A 15,648-nucleotide genomic window follows, 5' to 3' on the forward strand; every position below is an offset into this window, starting at 1 on the left:
CCACCGCGACCAGGGCCGCGGGCGTTGATAGTCTGGTTGGCCGATTCGCGGGCTGGCCCGGATCCGGCGACGGAACGGAACATTTTGGCGGAATCCGGGCGCTGCCGCCAGCACCACGCGTTGACACCGCCTGGAGGCCTCCCGACAATGCCCCGGACCAGCCGCGGCGGCACCGGCTGTCCGTATTCGTCGGGGTATAGCGCAGTCTGGTAGCGCGCCTGCTTTGGGAGCAGGATGTCGGGGGTTCGAATCCCTCTACCCCGACCATTCTTCTGCGCCCGTAGCTCAACCGGATAGAGCACCGGCCTTCTAAGCCGGGGGTTGCAGGTTCGAGTCCTGCCGGGCGCGCCAGATCCTTCCGATGCCTGCGACCCGTCGCACTTCAGTTCCGACCGCGCTACAATGCGCGGCCCCGCCGGTTCGACGCGGGGCCCGATGGTGGATGTAGCTCAGTTGGTTAGAGCACCGGATTGTGATTCCGGGGGTCGCGGGTTCAAATCCCGTCTTCCACCCCAGCTTTCGCCGATGGCCTGCAGTGTTGATCTGCCGGCCATCGTTTTGCTAAGATTTCCCGATCGGGGCCGTTAGCTCAGTTGGTAGAGCAGTTGACTCTTAATCAATAGGTCCAAGGTTCGAATCCTTGACGGCCCACCAAGACCCGAAGCGCCCGGCCCCGCCGGGCGTTTTTTGTTTGCGGGGCGCTCCGGCGGAGTGGCCGGCCCAGCACGATGCGAAAGTGGCGGAATTGGTAGACGCCCTGGTTTTAGGTACCAGTGCCGCAAGGCGTGGGGGTTCGAGTCCCCCCTTTCGCACCACCCCGGTGGCCGCGCCGCGCGCGGGCGGCCTCCCGGCCCGCCCGTGTATCCTTCCGCGCAGGCAAACGCACACTGAACCCCTGGGGGAATCCATGCGCAGCGGCAACCCTGTCCTTTCCGACTCCACCTTCCTCGATCTTGGCAGCGGTACCGTCGTCACCCGCGATGGCGCCGGCACGATGACCATCAACGGCACGGTCAACAAGACCGCGTTCCTGCTGTTGCTGACCGTCCTGACCGCAGCGTTCGCGTGGAGCCAGGCGTTCACGCCGGGCGGCGAGATCGCACCGGGCTTCTCCGTGTACATGTGGGGTGGCCTGATCGGCGGCTTCATCCTGGCCATGGTCACTGTGTTCAAGAAGACATGGGCACCGGTCACCGCGCCGCTGTATGCGCTGGTCGAGGGCTTTTTCCTCGGCGCGATCTCGGCGCTGTACAGCCACATGTACGAAGGCATCGTGATCCAGGCGGTGATGCTGACCTTCGGCACCCTGTTCGCGCTGCTGTTCGCCTACCGCTCCGGCCTCATCAAGGCCACCGAAAACTTCAAGCTCGGCGTGGTCGCGGCCACCGGCGGCATCTTCCTCGTGTACCTGGCAACGATCGTGCTGGGCTTCTTCGGCGTGAACATCCCGATGATCCACGGCAACGGCATCGTCGGCATCGGCTTCAGCCTGGTCGTGATCGTGATCGCCGCGCTGAACCTCGTGCTGGACTTCGACTTCATCGAAACCGGCGCCGAGCAGGGCGCGCCGAAGTATATGGAGTGGTACGGCGCCTTCGGCCTGATGGTCACCCTGGTGTGGCTGTACATCGAGTTCCTGCGCCTGCTGTCGAAGCTGCAGTCGCGCAACTGACCGTTCCATCCGCGTTGGCGTAACTCCGTGGCAAAAGAGCCCTTGGCTCTTCCCGGCTAGGTAGCACCTGGCCCCGGCGCACCCGCCGCAAGCGCGGGTTCGCGCCGCGGCCAGGCCATGAAGCCGATCGCCGCCAGGGCCAGGAGCCAGCAGTAGAAAACGTTGGCCGCGAGCGACAGCGGCGACACCGAGGCCAGGCCCGCGGCAAGCAGGATCTGGGCGCCATAGGGCAGCAGGCCCTGGGGCACGCAGGCGAAGACATCAAGAAGGCTGGCAGCGCGGCGGGCGCTGATGCCGTGGCGCCGGGCGATGTCGCGCGCGACCTCACCGCTGACGAGGATCGCCACCGTGTTGTTGGCGGTGAACACGTCAGCCGTCGCCGAGAGCGCGGCGATGCTGAACTCGCCCGTGCGCCGCCCCTGGTGGCCGCGCGCGAAGCGGGCGATCGCACGCGCCAGCCAATCCAGGCCGCCGGCGGCCTTCATGAGCGCGCCCACTCCGCCGATCAGCAGCGACAGCAGCAGGATCTCCGTCATGCCCTCGAAGCCGGTCCAGATATCACCGGCGTACTGCACCAGGTCGTAGTCCGGGCCCAGTGCCAGCCCGAACGCGCCGGCCAGCGCAAGACCGATACCGAGCACCAGGATCACGTCCAGGCCGCTGAGCGCCAGGGCCAGCACCAGCACATAGGGCAGCACCAGCCAGGCCGACGCCGGCTGTTCGGTGGTCACCGGCGCCGGATCGCCGAGGAAGGCGAGCAGCGCCATGGTCACCAGTGCCGCCGGCAGCGCGATCCTGAAATTCTCGCGGAACTTGTCGCGCATCTCCGCGCCCTGGCTGCGGGTGGCGACGATGGTGGTGTCCGAGATCACCGACAGGTTGTCGCCGAACATCGCGCCGCTGATCACCGCGCCCACGACCAGCGCGCGATCCAGGCCCGACGCGTCCGCCACGCCGAGCGCTATCGGCACCACGGCCGCGATCGTGCCCATCGACGTGCCGATGGCCAGGGAGATCAGGGCCGCGACCACAAACAGCCCGGGCAGCAGCAGCGCCGACGGCACCGCGCCGACCCCCAGGGCAACCACCGCATCGACCGCCCCGATCGCCTGCGAGACGTAGGCGAAGGCGCCTGCGAGCAGGAAGATCAGGCACATGGTCATGATGTTCGGGTCGCCCATGCCGCGCAGCAGCACCTCGCCCGCCTTCACTCCGCGGCGGTGGGCGATCCAGGCGGCCAGTGCGAGCGCCGGAAGGATCGCAACCGGGGCCCGCAGCTGGTAGAAGCCCATCGCTTCGCCCTGCAGCGTGAAATAAAGCCCGGATCCAAAGAACAGCGCCAGGAACAGCAGCAGCGGGGTCAGCGCCAGGGCGCTGGGACGGGTATCCATCGCTTTATCCGCATGAAAGGATTTGCGATTGTGGGGCGCACGACCCGCACTGTCGAGGCAAGCGTCGGAACAACGGTGTTCCAGAAACGAAACGGGCGCCGAAGCGCCCGTCTGCGTTGCCATCCGTCCCGCCCCCGCGGCAGCGGGCTTGCCTCAGGCCGCGGCGCGAGCGGCGATCGCCCGGGCGAAGCCCATGGTGGTGCCGGTGCCACCCAGGTCGGGGGTGAGCGAGTCCTTGGCTTCCAGCGTGGCCACGATCGCCGCGCGCAGCCTGCCGGCCTGCTCGACCATGCCGATGTGCTCGAGCATCTGCACCGCGCCCAGCAGCAGCGCGCAGGGGTTGGCGACGCCCTTGCCGGCAATGTCCGGTGCGGAGCCGTGCACGGCCTCGAAAATCGCCGCGTCCTTGCCGATGTTCGCCCCCGGGATCAGGCCCAGGCCACCGATCAGGCCGGCGCAGAGGTCGGAGATGATGTCGCCGAACAGATTGGTGGTCACGATGACGTCGAACTGCTCCGGGCGCATCACCAGCTGCATGCAGGTGTTGTCGACGATCATCTCGTTGCACTCGATGTCCGGGTACTCCCTGGCCACGTCGCGCGCGGCGTTGAGGAAGATGCCCGAGGTCGATTTCAGGATGTTGGCCTTGTGCACCACCGTGACCTTCTTGCGGCCGACGCGCCGCGCAAGCTCGAAGGCATAGCGCACGATGCGCTCCGAGCCCTTGCGGGTGTTGCGGGTGACCGACACCGCCCAGCTGCCGTCGGGCGCGGTTTCCTGGCCTTCGGCGCTGTAGGCGCCCTCGGTGTTCTCGCGCACGGTGATGATGTCCACGCCCTCGCTGAAGCGCGAGCGGGTGTTCGGGAACGAAGTCGCCGGACGCACGTTCGCGTAGAGGTCGAAATGGCGGCGCAGCTGGACGTTGATCGACGAGAACCCGTCGCCGACCGGCGTGGTCAGGGGGCTCTTGAGCGCGACCCTGTTGCGGCTGATCGAGTCCAGCGTGGCCTGGGGAAGCAGCTCGCCATGCTTCTCGAGCGCCACCAGGCCGGCGTCGGCTTCTTCATACGCAAGGTCGAGGCCCATGGCGTCGAGCACGTGCAGGGTGGCGTCCATGATCTCCGGGCCGATGCCATCGCCGCGGATGACCGTGATTGTCTGGGTCATTGTGTGGGGGGTCCATGCAGGGGGACGCCGCGCGCGTGCGCAGGCGTCCGGGGGAGCGAAATGCAGTTCCCGATTATGCCGCAAGCCGCCCGACACTGCCCGCGGCGGCCGCTGAACGCAGTGATGCCCGCGGGGCGGCTGCCGTGGGCCAGCCGTCCTGGGCCCTAGGCGCCCTTGCCCGTCACCAGGGGCTCGAAGCCGCCAGACCGGTGCAGCGCCATCATGTCGTCATAGCCGCCGACGTGGGCGTCGCCGACGAAGATCTGCGGCACCGATGTCCGGCCGGCGCGCGACACCATCCGCGCACGCTCGGCGGGGTCGAGGTCGATCCGCACCTCGGTCCATTCCAGGCCCTTGCTGCGCAGGAAGTTCTTGGCGGCCACGCAGTAGGCGCACACCGCGCTGGTGTAGAGGGTGATTTCGGTGGAAGCGTTTTGGTTCAAGATGATCTCCGGAAGCTCGTGGCGCCGCAGCGGTCGATTGCCATTTTCGCCGATCCTGCACGGCGCGTCGTGCACGCGCCGCAACGACCCGCGACGACGGCGCGGATTAACGGGGTGTTCACGCCTGCCGTCCGCGTCGCCCCCATCCTGTCAGACACCCTGCCCCGGTCCCCGCCCATCCGATCCCGCATGCGCCTGCTTCCCGCCACCATCGCCCTCGTCCTCGCAGTGGCTGTCTCCGCGGCACCCGCGCAGCAGCGGCTGCCCGACATCGGTTCGTCCGCGGACACCATGCTCGGGCCCGCACAGCAGCGCGAGTACGGGCAGATGCTGCTGGCCCAGCTGCGCCACTACGACTACATCCTCGATGACCCCTTGATCGATTCGTGGCTGCGCCACATGGGCAACCGGCTGGCCGAGGCCAGCGACCAGCCCGGGCAGCCGTTCACTTTCTTCATGATCAAGGACCGGTCGGTCAACGCGTTCGCCACACTGGGCGGGTACATCGGCACCAACGCCGGCCTGGTCCTGATCGCCGACAGCGAGGACGAGGTCGCCGGCGTGCTCGCCCACGAAGTCGCGCACGTGACCCAGGCCCATGTCCTGCGCGGCGCCGAGCGCGCCCAGCGCGACAGCATTCCGATCCTGCTGGCGATGCTGGGTGCCATGGCCGTGGCGTCCCAGACCAGCAGCGACTCGGCGGGAAACGCCGCGGTCGCGGCGGTTGCCGGTGCCCAGGGCCTGATGCTCCAGCGCCGGATCGACTACACCCGCTCCAACGAGTCCGAAGCCGACCGCGTGGGCATGCGCACGCTTGCCCGCAGCGGCTACGACACCACTGCAATGGCAAGAATGTTCGAACACATGCAGGCGCTGTCACGCACCAACCAGGGCGGCGAGCGCGAGCGCATGCCGGATTACCTCCGCACCCACCCCGTCACCACCGTCCGGATCAGCGAGGCCCGGCAGTTGGCCGAGCAGCACGCCGACGAGCACAGAGGCAACTTTTCAACCGTCGGCCTCGCCGGCAACAATCCTCTGCTGCCGCCGCTGTTGCGCCCGGGCGCACCCGGCGCCGCCAGCGGCAACCAGTTCGGCTGGGCCCGTGAGCGCCTTCGTGCGCTGAGCGCGGAGACTCCGGCACGCGCCATCGCCGAGTACGGCCGGCTTTCGCGCAGCGGCGAGCTCACCGCCCCCCAGCGCTACGGATTGGCCGTGGCGCAGCTGCTGGCGGGCCAAGGGGCCGAAGCCGCACGCGGCTTCGAAGCGCTGCTGGCCTCGAGTCCCGGCGACACCTGGCTGCTGTTGGGCCTGGCCCGGGCCGAGTCCCGCCAGGGCCTGCACGCCGCCGCCGATGCCCGCTACGAAGACCTGGTGCGGCGCATGCCGCGCAACCGCGCGGTGGTGCTGGGCTATGCCGAGACCCTGGTCGAGCGCAACAACGCCGAGTCCGGACGCCGTGCCCAGGACATCCTGCGGCCGCTGATGGCCGCCTCCGGCGAAGATCCCGTCTTCCACCACATCTTCGCCCGTGCCAGCGACAGCGCCGGCGACCCGATCCGCGCCGGCGAGGCCTGGGCGGAACACGCCTTCCTCAACGGCCGCGCCGAGCAGGCCCTGCTCCAGCTCAACACCCTGCGCAAGCGCGACGACCTCGACTATTACGCACGCGCCCGGATCGATGCGCGCATCGCTGCGATCACGCCGACCGTGCTTGAGCTGCGCCGCCAGGGCATCCGCGACCCCGACCTGCACCGCCGCTGAGACGTGCGTCAGCGCGCGGCGCTGTCACCAAACAGTCACCAAACCGTCGTCTAATGGCCGTCATGACCAGAAGCGAGCGGTAGCAGCGTGCAGAAGCGCATCCTGATCGTCGACGATGAACCCGCCATCCGCGACATGGTGGCTTTCGCCGTGCGCAAGGGCGACTACGAGCCGGTCCACGCGGGCGATGCCCAGCAGGCGCAGGAGGCAATCGCCGACCGCGTGCCCGACCTGATCCTGCTGGACTGGATGCTGCCCGGCACCAGCGGCATCGAACTCGCACGGCGCTGGCGCCGCGAAGCGCTGACCCGCGAGATCCCGATCATCATGCTGACCGCCCGCGGCGAGGAAAACGACCGCGTCGGCGGCCTCGAGGCCGGAGTCGACGACTACGTGGTCAAGCCCTTCTCGTCGCGCGAGCTCCTGGCCCGCATCCGCGCGGTCATGCGCCGCTCCCGCGAGGACGACGAGGACGGCAGCGTGGTCGTTGGCGGCCTGCGCATCGACGGCGCCGCGCACCGGGTGTTCGCGGGCGAGGAACCGGTGTCGATCGGACCCACCGAATACCGCCTGCTGCATTTCTTCATGACCCATCCCGACCGGGTGTACTCGCGTTCGCAGCTGCTGGACCACGTCTGGGGCGGCAGCGTATACGTCGAGGAACGCACGGTCGACGTGCATATCCGCCGCCTGCGCAAGACCCTGGAGCCCTTCGCGCTCGACGGCATGGTGCAGACGGTGCGGGGCGCGGGTTACCGATTCTCCGCCTCGGTCTAGACTGGCGGCATGCCGCCGACCCTCAAGACTTCGTGGCAGCGGACCCTGGCGACGCTGGCAGGGGTCCTGGTTGCCGCCCTGCTGATCGGACTGGCGGTGGGCCAGCCGTGGCCCGCCGTGGCGCTGGCTGCGCTCGCGCTGCTGGCCGCGCACCTGTTGCGCCTGCACCGGATCATGGGCCACCTGGACGCACGCATGCGCCTGCCGCCCCCCAGCGCGCGCGGGGGTGCCTGGTCGGCCGTGGAACGGCTGCTGCATCGCGCCCGCCATGAGGTCCGCGCCCGCGAGCGCCGGCTGGTGGAGATGATGCGCGCCTATCGCGCGGTCGCCACCGCCCTGCCCGATGCGCTGGTGGTCGTCGACCGCAATACCCAGCGGGTGATCTGGTGCAACGCCGCCTCCGGCAGGCTGCTGGGCCTGGGCTACCCGCAGGACCGCGGCGCCAGCCTCTGCGAACGGCTGCAGCCGCTGCCGATCGCGCACTGGCTGAGCGCCGGCCGCCACGCCGAGCCGATCGTCGACGCCGCGTCGCCCGCGGATCCGGCAATCCGCATCAGCCTGCGCCTGATCCCCTATTCCGATGCGCTGTGGCTGCTGGTCGCCCGCGACGTCGGCAAGCTGATGCGCCTGGAGAAGATGCGCCGCGACTTCGTGGCCAACGTCTCCCACGAGCTGCGCACGCCGCTGACGGTGATCCACGGCTACCTGGACATGCTGGATCCGGCCGAGGCCACCGAAACCGCCGAGTGGGAGCCGATCATCGGCGAGATGCGGCGCCAGTCGCAGCGCATGACCCAGCTGGTGGAAGACCTGCTGATGCTGTCCAGGCTGGAGGCACAGGAGACCACCGATGACGACGAAGTCGCGATGGCGCCGATGCTCGCCACCCTGCACCGCGAGGCGGAAGCGATCAGCCAGGGCCGCCACCAGGTCAACGTCGACGACTTCGCCGGCGTCGATCTGCGCGGCTCCACGCGCCAGCTGCACAGCGCGTTCTCCAACCTCGTCGCCAACGCGGTGCGCTACACGCCCAGCGGCGGCACGATATCGGTCCGCCTGCAGCCCGCCACGCACGGCGGCGTTTCGCTGTCCGTGGAGGACAGCGGCTACGGCATCCCCGAGGCACACCTGCCGCGCCTGACCGAGCGCTTCTACCGCGTTTCCAGCAGCCGCACCCGCGAAACCGGCGGCACCGGTCTGGGCCTGGCGATCGTCAAGCACGTGCTGCAGCTCCACCAGGCGGGGCTGGAGATCAGCAGCGAAGTCGGGCGCGGCAGCACCTTCTCCTGCCATTTCGGCGCCGAGCGCGTCCTGGCGCGAACGCCGGACCACCATGAAGAACCCCATGACCAGACCAGCACCGGCCAGCCCGCCTGACGCCCGCGCCGCGCGCACCCTTGCCGCGCACGCGCAGGCAGCCACGGCCAGGGCAAATGCCGCGGCCGCGGATCCCGCCGCGGATTCACTCCGCGACCCCTCGCTGTACCTCAACCGCGAGCTGTCGCAGCTCGACTTCAACTTCCGCGTGCTCGCGCAGGCGCAGGACGCCACCATGCCGCTGCTCGAGCGGCTGCGCTTCCTGTGCATTTCCTGCACCAACCTCGACGAGTTCTTCGAGATCCGCGCGGCCACCGTGCGCCACGCGCAGGATTTCGACGTGCCGCTGCCGGCCGACGGGCTTTCACCCGGCACCGTGCTGCGCAGGATCCACGAACGCACCGCCGAACTGGTGGCCGCACAGTACGCGTGCTGGAACGACGTGCTACGCCCGGCGCTCGCCGATGCCGGCGTACGCGTGCTCGCTCGCGAAACCTGGAACATGCGCCAGCGCCGCTGGCTGCGCGCGTATTTCCGCGAGGAGATCCTGCCCGTCCTGTCGCCGCTGGGCCTGGACCCGTCGCACCCCTTCCCGAAGATCCTCAACAAGTCGCTCAACCTGGTGGTGGTGCTCAAGGGCAAGGACGCGTTCGGCCGCAGCGGGCACCTCGCCATCGTCCGCGCACCGCGTTCGCTGGCGCGGATCATCCGCCTGCCGCCGCGCGTGTCCGGCGGCGACCATGACTTCGTGTTCCTCTCGGCGATGCTGTCGGAATTCGTCGAAGACCTGTTCCCGGGCATGAAGGTCCAGGGCGCGTACCAGTTCCGGGTCACCCGCAATTCCGAACTGATCCTCGACGAGGACGAAGTCGAGAACCTGGCGCTGGCGCTGCGCGACGAACTGCTGGGGCGCGGCTACCTGCGCGCGATGCGGCTGGAGATCGCCGCCGACTGCCCGGCGACGATCGTCCAGGACCTGCTGCGGAACTTCGACCTGCCCGACAACGCCGTCTATCGCATCAACGGGCCGGTGAACCTCAACCGGGTGATCCACGTCTACAACGACGTCGATCGCCCCGAGCTCAAGTTCCCGCCCTTCCAGCCACGCCACCTCCCCGGCGGCGACGCGATGTTCGAACGCATCGCCGAGGGCGACATTCTGCTCCACCATCCCTTCGACGCCTTCAGCCCGGTGCTCGAGCTGCTCAAGCAGGCGGCTACCGATCCCGGCGTGCTGGCGATCAAGCAGACGCTGTACCGCACCGGGCGCGACTCGCCGATCGTCGAGCACCTGGTGCAGGCCGCGCGCAACGGCAAGGACGTGACCGTGGTGGTCGAGCTGCGCGCGCGCTTCGACGAAGAAGCCAACCTCGGCCTTGCCGACCGGCTTCAGGATGCCGGCGTGCAGGTCGTCTACGGCGTGGTCGGCTACAAGACCCACGCCAAAATGCTTCTGGTGGTGCGACGCGAGGGCCGCCGCCTGCGCCGCTACGTGCACATGGGCACCGGCAACTACCACAGCGGAACCGCGCGCGCGTACACCGACATCGGCCTGCTGACCGCCGATGTCGATATCGGCAGCGACGTGCACCAGATCTTCCAGCAGATCTCGGGGCTGGCGCCGGCAATCCAGCTCAAGCGCCTGCTGCAATCGCCGTTCACCCTGCACGCGGCGGTGCTGGCCTCGATCAGGCGCGAGGCCAGGTTCGCCGCCGCCGGCCGCCCGGCGCGGATCGTCGCCAAGATGAACGCACTCAACGAGCCGCAGGTGGTGCGCGCCCTGTACGCCGCCTCGCAGGCGGGGGTGCAGATCGACCTCATCGTGCGCGGTGCCTGCACCCTGCGCCCGGGCGTGCCCGGCGTCTCCGACAACATCCGCGTGCGCTCCATCGTCGGCCGCTTCCTGGAACACAGCCGGGTGTACTGGTTCGGCAACGATGGCGCGCCGGAAACCTGGTGCGCCAGCGCCGACTGGCTGGAGCGAAACCTGCTGCGCAGGGTCGAGACCTGCTTCCCTATCCTGGATCCGGTGGTCGCCGCGCGCGTTCGCCGCGAGACGCTCGAAACCTATCTAGCCGACAACACCAACGCCTGGGAGCTGCAGCCGGACGGCACTTATCGCGAGCTCGCGCCCGCCGAGGGCGAAGCCGCGCATTCCGCCCAGGCGTCGCTGCTTGCGGACATCTGCGGATGAGCCCGGTGACGGCGCCTCCGGCTTCGCAGAGCCAGCCGCTGGTCGACGGCGACATGCTCGCCGCAATCGACTTGGGCTCCAACAGCTACCACATGGTCGTGGCCCGCTACACGCTGGGCCAGCTGCGCATCGTCGACCGCCTGCGCGAAACCGTGCGCATGGCCGAAGGCCTGGACGCCCGCGGCGGCCTCGTCACCGAGGTCCGCCAGCGTGCACTGCAGTGCCTGGCGCGCTTCGGCCAGCGCATCCGCGACATCCCGCCGCATCGCGTGCGCGCGGTCGCCACCAACAGCGTGCGCAGGCTGGCCGCGCCGCAGGCCTTCCTGATGCCCGCTGAAACCGCACTCGGCCACGCCATCGAGGTCGTGGCCGGACGCGAGGAGGCGCGCCTGGTGTACCTGGGGGTCGCGCACGCGCAGCCGCCCAAGGCGGGGCACCGCCGCTTGGTGATCGACATCGGCGGCGGCTCGACGGAGTGCATCATCGGCCGCGGCTTTGAATCGCTGGAGCGCGAAAGCATGCAGCTTGGCGCGGTGGCCAGCACGATGCGCTACTTCGGCAGCGGCCGGCTGTCGCGGCGGAAGTGGCGCGATGCGCTGATCGAAGCCTCGGTGGAGTTCCAGCAGTTCGCGGCCACCTACCGCAGCCTCGGTTGGCAGGAGGCCATCGGTGCGTCGGGCACCAACAAGGCCATCGGCGAGATCTGCGCGGCGATGAAGCTCACCAAGGGCGCGGTCACCGCCGCCGCGCTGCCCGTGGTCCGTGACCAACTGCTGCGCGCCGGCCATATCGATGACATCAAGCTGCCCGGACTGTCCGCCGACCGCCGGCCGATCATCGCCGGCGGACTGCTGGTGCTCGAGGCGGCCTTCGGCAGCCTGGACCTTGAGCGGATGGCAGTGAGCAAGGCCGCACTGCGCGAAGGCGTGCTCTACGACATGCTCGGCCGTGCCGGCGACCAGGACCCGCGCGACGCTTCGGTCGATGCACTGGTGCAGCGCTATGGCATGGACCGCGCGCAGGCGCTCCGGGTCGAAGCCACCGCGGGCAGGCTGTTCGACCAGGTCGCGACCGCGTGGGCACTCACGCCCGACGACCGGGTCATGCTGTCCTGGGCGGCGCAGCTGCACGAACTGGGACTGACCATCGCGCACAGCCACTACCAGGTGCACGGCGCCTACATCCTGGCGCAGTCCGACATCGCCGGATTCTCGCGCCAGGAGCAGCAGTTCCTCGCGGCCCTGGTGCGCGCGCACCGGCGCAAGGTGCCGAAGGCCGTGTTCGAAGCCGTGCCCGACCGCCTGCTGCCGGCTGCGCGCAGGCTGTCGGCCCTGCTCCGGCTCGCGGTGCTCCTGCACCGCGGCCATGAGAGCCCGGACATCCCGGGGCTGGACGCCGCGGCCCGCGACGACGCGCTGGAACTGCAGCTGCCAGCGCGCTACCTCGAAGAGCGGCCGTTGCTGCAGGCCGACCTTGCGGGCGAGCCTGCGGAAACCGCCGCCCTGGGCATCGCGCTCCGCTTCAGCCAGCGCGCGACCGGGACGGTATGACCACCGGCCCGGGCGTCAGGGCGCGCCGACCTCTTTCTGAAGAGCGCACGCTCTTCGGATCCGTCGAATCCGATCCCGCCGCCGTACCGTGCGAGATGAATGAGCAGGTGACGAAAGGCGGGCAGAGCAACCTGGCACGCACCGGCCGCGTGGGAGACGAGCTGGCGGGCAATCCGCTCAGCCCTTCGCGCGCTCAGAATAGATGCGCACTTCGGTCTTGCCACCGGGCTTGGGCACGAACACCATCTGCGTCTGCGACAGCACGTTGCCACCGGCTGCGGTGATGTAGAACAGGCCCCAGTCCTGCGCGTCGCCCATTTTGTCGAAGCTGCCCACGATGCGGCAGCTCGACTGCTTGCAGGCGATGTCGACGTTGCTCGGGCGCAGCCCGGTGCCGGCCATGGTTTCGCCCGAGATGGTCTCGACCAGGATGTTCTCGGTCGCGGGGCCGGTGACGGGGTCGGCGACATCGCTGGCGAAACCGGCTTCAAGCGCCTTCAGCTGCCGGTCGCGGGCCGCGGCGATCTCTTCCGGCGTCTGCGGCTCCCCTGCTCCAAACCTGGAGTCACCGTCGCCTGCAATGCCATCGATGCCATCGACAGGCTGGGCCCGGCTGCCTGCCGGCGCGCGGCGCGCAGGCGGTGACGGCGTGTTTTCCAGTGCGTCCAGGCGTTCGGTCAGCTGCGCCAGGGTCGCGTCCGCGTCCGCCTTGTCCGGACGGTCCCAGACCAGGCTTGCCACCAGCGCGACCACGGCGATGGCGGCGATGGTCCATGGCAGGCGCTCTTTGAAACCGTTGCGGGTGTGATCGGCACTCATCTCTGCTGCAGCTCCGTTATGTCCTCGACTCACTGTAAACGCTAAACGGCGGCGTTTCCCGACACCGGGCAGGACCATCCGCCACCGTATCGAGCGATGCTATGCTCGGGTCCACCGTTCAGGAGGCAGCAATGGGTCGTCGAATCCTCGCGTTCACGTCGCTGGTCGTGCTGCTTGCGACCGCCTGTTCCAGCGGCCCGGTGCGCCGCATCTCCGAGCCTGCGGCAAGCATCCAGCAGCTGACCGTGCAGGCCGACGGCAGCTGGTCGGTCAATCTGCGGCTGCAGAACTACAGCAGCATCCCGATGCGCTTCGACTCGGTGGATTTGAAGGTCACCGTCGGCAACCAGGACGCCGGCACGCTGCAGCATGCTCCGGCGCTCGAGATCGGCCCCGAGTCGGCGGACGTGATCCCGGTCGCGATGGTGCCGGCGTCCAGCGCGCGCATGGTGCTGGCCGATGCGCTTGCCGCGGGCCGCAGCGTCGACTACGTCCTCGAAGGCAACATCCAGGCCGCACCGGCTGACAAGGGGTCCGCCCGCGGCTACAAGGTGAAACGCGACAGCGCGCTCAGCCCCGCACCGGGCCTGCCGGGCGTCCTGCGCTGAATCCCGCCACTCCATCCCGACCGATCGCAAGGACACGTCCCCGGATATGAGCCAGTACACCGCTCCGCTCGACGACATCCGCTTCATCCTCAACGAGGTGCTCGACGCACCGACGCAGTTCGCCCGCCTCGGCCACGCCGATGCCACGCCCGACGTCATCGATGCGGTGCTCGAGGAGGCCGCGCGCTTCAGCGCCAGCGTACTCGCGCCGCTCAACGCCGTTGGCGACCAGCAGGGTTGCCACCATGACCCCGCCACTGGCGAGGTGACCACGCCCGACGGATTCAAGGCCGCCTATGCGCAGTACGTCGAAGGCGGCTGGCCGGGCCTGACCGCGGCGCCGGAACACGGCGGCCAGGGCCTGCCGCACCTGGTGGGCACGCTGGTGAGCGAGATGATCAACTCCGCCAACCTTGCCTGGGGCAACTTCCCGCTGCTTTCGCACGGCGCGGTCGAAGCGCTGCGCCAGCATGGCGAGGACTGGCAGCGCGAGGTCTTCCTGAAGCCGCTGCTTGAAGGCAGCTGGACCGGCACCATGTGCCTGACCGAGCCGCACTGCGGCACCGACCTGGGCCTGTTGCGCACCCGCGCCGAGCCCGTCGAGGACGGTGCGTATTCGATCACCGGGACCAAGATCTTCATCACCGCCGGCGAGCACGACTTCACCGACAACATCATCCACCTGGTCCTGGCCAAGCTGCCGGATGCGCCGCCGGGGGCGAAGGGCATCTCGCTGTTCGTCGCGCCCAAGTTCAAGGTTTCCCGCGACGGCATCGTCGGCGAGCGCAACGCGGTGCGCTGCGGTTCGATCGAACACAAGATGGGCATCAAGGGTTCGGCGACCTGCGTGATGAACTTCGACGGCGCCCAAGGCTACCTGGTGGGCGAGAAGCACGGTGGGCTCAAGGCGATGTTCACCATGATGAACTCCGCGCGCCTGGGCGTGGGCCTGCAGGGGCTGGGCCTGTCGGAGCGCGCCTACCAGAACGCGCTGCGCTACTCGCGCGAGCGCCTGCAGTCGCGTGCGCTGACCGGGCCGAAGTTCCCCGAAAAGCCGGCCGACCCCATCATCGTGCACCCCGACGTGCGCCGCATGCTGCTGTCGGTCAAGGCCCTGACCGAAGGCAGCCGGATGCTGGCGATGCACGCCGGCAGCCTGCTTGACGAAGCCGCCCATGCCAGCGACCCGGCCGCGCGCGAGCGCGCCGAGACCCTGGTCGGGTTCCTGACCCCGATTTCCAAGGCCTGCCAGACCGAGTGGGGCATCGAGAACACCTACAACGCGCTGCAGTGCTTCGGTGGCCACGGCTACATCGCCGAACACGGCATGGAGCAGCTGGCGCGAGACGCCCGCATCACCACGCTCTACGAGGGCACGACCGGGATCCAGGCCATGGACCTGATCGGGCGCAAGACGGCCTCGTCGCAGGGCGCGGGGCTGAAGCTGTTCCTGGCCGACGTGGAGGCGTTCTGCGCGGCCCTGGCCGGCGACGATGAACTCGCCGACGACATCGCCACCCTGCGCGCCAGGTGCGCGGAATGGGGCGAACTGACCACCGGCGTGCTGGGCCGTGCGGCCGGCAACCCCGACGAGCTCGGCGCGGCCGCCTGGGACTACCTGTTCTATTCGGGCTACGTGGTCCTGGCGTACTGGTGGCTGCGCGCGGCCGTGGCGGCACGCGATTCGTCGCGGCCGGCCGCGTTCAAGGAGGCGAAGCGCGAAACCGCCCGCTTCTACTTCGCCCGCATCCTGCCACGCACCCTGGCCCACGCCGCCGCGATCCGCGCCGGCGCCGGGTCGCTGATGGCGCTCGAGGCCGATCACTTCGGTGCCTGAGCCGGCCCCTACACAAGCCGTCATGGGGAGCGTATAAACTGCTGTTCCCATGGAACCCGGCAGAGCGCGACTTCGCCTTGTCAACGGCATGGAACCCCCGGCACCGCCG

At 69.1% G+C, this 15,648-nt stretch carries 12 protein-coding genes and 5 tRNA genes; 13 read left to right on the forward strand and 4 right to left on the reverse strand.

What is annotated here, in order from left to right; translation table 11 throughout:
- The first annotated feature begins 190 nt into the window (after window positions 1-190).
- The 6 genes from WCE37_RS06340 (at window position 191) to WCE37_RS06365 (ending at window position 1,672) form a co-directional block, all read left to right on the forward strand.
- A tRNA-Pro gene (locus WCE37_RS06340) sits at window positions 191-267 on the forward strand.
- 7 nt (window positions 268-274) lie between these two features.
- Window positions 275-351 (forward strand) — tRNA-Arg (locus WCE37_RS06345).
- An 87-nt stretch (window positions 352-438) separates the two neighbouring features.
- Window positions 439-515, forward strand: a tRNA-His gene (locus WCE37_RS06350).
- Window positions 516-578: 63 nt separating this feature from the next.
- A tRNA-Lys gene (locus WCE37_RS06355) sits at window positions 579-654 on the forward strand.
- A gap of 76 nt (window positions 655-730) precedes the next feature.
- A tRNA-Leu gene (locus WCE37_RS06360) sits at window positions 731-815 on the forward strand.
- A gap of 92 nt (window positions 816-907) precedes the next feature.
- Window positions 908-1,672 (forward strand): Bax inhibitor-1/YccA family protein, encoded by a 765-nt coding sequence (locus tag WCE37_RS06365; protein WP_343254919.1) that lies wholly within the window; start codon window positions 908-910, stop codon window positions 1,670-1,672.
- Between the two features lie 56 nt (window positions 1,673-1,728).
- On the opposite strand, the gene WCE37_RS06370 is transcribed toward WCE37_RS06365, so the two are convergent.
- From WCE37_RS06370 to grxC, 3 genes are all read right to left on the reverse strand, one after another.
- Window positions 1,729-3,063: a Na+/H+ antiporter NhaC family protein gene (locus WCE37_RS06370; RefSeq protein WP_343278607.1), complete on the reverse strand. Its 1,335-nt coding sequence runs from the start codon at window positions 3,061-3,063 to the stop codon at window positions 1,729-1,731.
- 153 nt (window positions 3,064-3,216) lie between these two features.
- Entirely contained in the window at window positions 3,217-4,230 is a 1,014-nt protein-coding gene (locus tag WCE37_RS06375) for an isocitrate dehydrogenase (RefSeq protein ID WP_343254921.1), read from the reverse strand.
- Window positions 4,231-4,394: 164 nt separating this feature from the next.
- Window positions 4,395-4,673 (reverse strand): glutaredoxin 3, encoded by a 279-nt coding sequence (grxC, locus tag WCE37_RS06380; RefSeq protein ID WP_343254922.1) that lies wholly within the window; start codon window positions 4,671-4,673, stop codon window positions 4,395-4,397.
- A gap of 189 nt (window positions 4,674-4,862) precedes the next feature.
- Here grxC and WCE37_RS06385 point away from each other — a divergent pair, with 189 nt between their 5' ends.
- The 5 genes from WCE37_RS06385 to WCE37_RS06405 all read left to right on the forward strand — a co-directional run bounded on the left by WCE37_RS06385 (window position 4,863) and on the right by WCE37_RS06405 (window position 12,275).
- The gene (locus WCE37_RS06385) at window positions 4,863-6,437 is read left to right on the forward strand and encodes a M48 family metalloprotease (RefSeq protein ID WP_343254923.1); all 1,575 of its coding nucleotides are present in this window, start codon (window positions 4,863-4,865) and stop codon (window positions 6,435-6,437) included.
- A gap of 87 nt (window positions 6,438-6,524) precedes the next feature.
- A complete protein-coding gene (gene phoB, locus WCE37_RS06390) occupies window positions 6,525-7,214 on the forward strand; it encodes a phosphate regulon transcriptional regulator PhoB (protein WP_343254924.1) in 690 nt (229 codons plus the stop codon).
- A gap of 9 nt (window positions 7,215-7,223) precedes the next feature.
- Window positions 7,224-8,591 (forward strand): phosphate regulon sensor histidine kinase PhoR, encoded by a 1,368-nt coding sequence (gene phoR, locus WCE37_RS06395; protein ID WP_343278608.1) that lies wholly within the window; start codon window positions 7,224-7,226, stop codon window positions 8,589-8,591.
- Window positions 8,560-10,725 (forward strand): polyphosphate kinase 1, encoded by a 2,166-nt coding sequence (gene ppk1 / locus WCE37_RS06400; protein ID WP_343278609.1) that lies wholly within the window; start codon window positions 8,560-8,562, stop codon window positions 10,723-10,725. Before phoR ends, ppk1 begins: the two co-directional genes overlap by 32 nt.
- Window positions 10,722-12,275 carry a Ppx/GppA phosphatase family protein gene (locus WCE37_RS06405; RefSeq protein ID WP_343254927.1) on the forward strand — a complete coding sequence of 518 codons (1,554 nt, stop codon included), beginning with the start codon at window positions 10,722-10,724 and terminating at the stop codon, window positions 12,273-12,275. Before ppk1 ends, WCE37_RS06405 begins: the two co-directional genes overlap by 4 nt.
- Window positions 12,276-12,452: 177 nt before the next feature.
- Here WCE37_RS06405 and WCE37_RS06410 read toward each other — a convergent pair whose 3' ends face one another.
- Window positions 12,453-13,094: a hypothetical protein gene (locus WCE37_RS06410; protein WP_343254928.1), complete on the reverse strand. Its 642-nt coding sequence runs from the start codon at window positions 13,092-13,094 to the stop codon at window positions 12,453-12,455.
- 131 nt (window positions 13,095-13,225) lie between these two features.
- On the opposite strand from WCE37_RS06410, the gene WCE37_RS06415 reads away from it, so the two are divergent.
- Window positions 13,226-13,702 (forward strand): LEA type 2 family protein, encoded by a 477-nt coding sequence (locus WCE37_RS06415; protein WP_343254929.1) that lies wholly within the window; start codon window positions 13,226-13,228, stop codon window positions 13,700-13,702.
- 46 nt (window positions 13,703-13,748) lie between these two features.
- On the forward strand, window positions 13,749-15,539 hold the full coding sequence (locus WCE37_RS06420; RefSeq protein ID WP_343254930.1) for an acyl-CoA dehydrogenase C-terminal domain-containing protein: 1,791 nt from the start codon (window positions 13,749-13,751) through the stop codon (window positions 15,537-15,539).
- The last annotated feature ends 109 nt before the right edge of the window (window positions 15,540-15,648 follow it).

It is taken from the genome of Luteimonas sp. MJ250 (assembly GCF_039548455.1).
Taxonomy (GTDB): domain Bacteria; phylum Pseudomonadota; class Gammaproteobacteria; order Xanthomonadales; family Xanthomonadaceae; genus Luteimonas.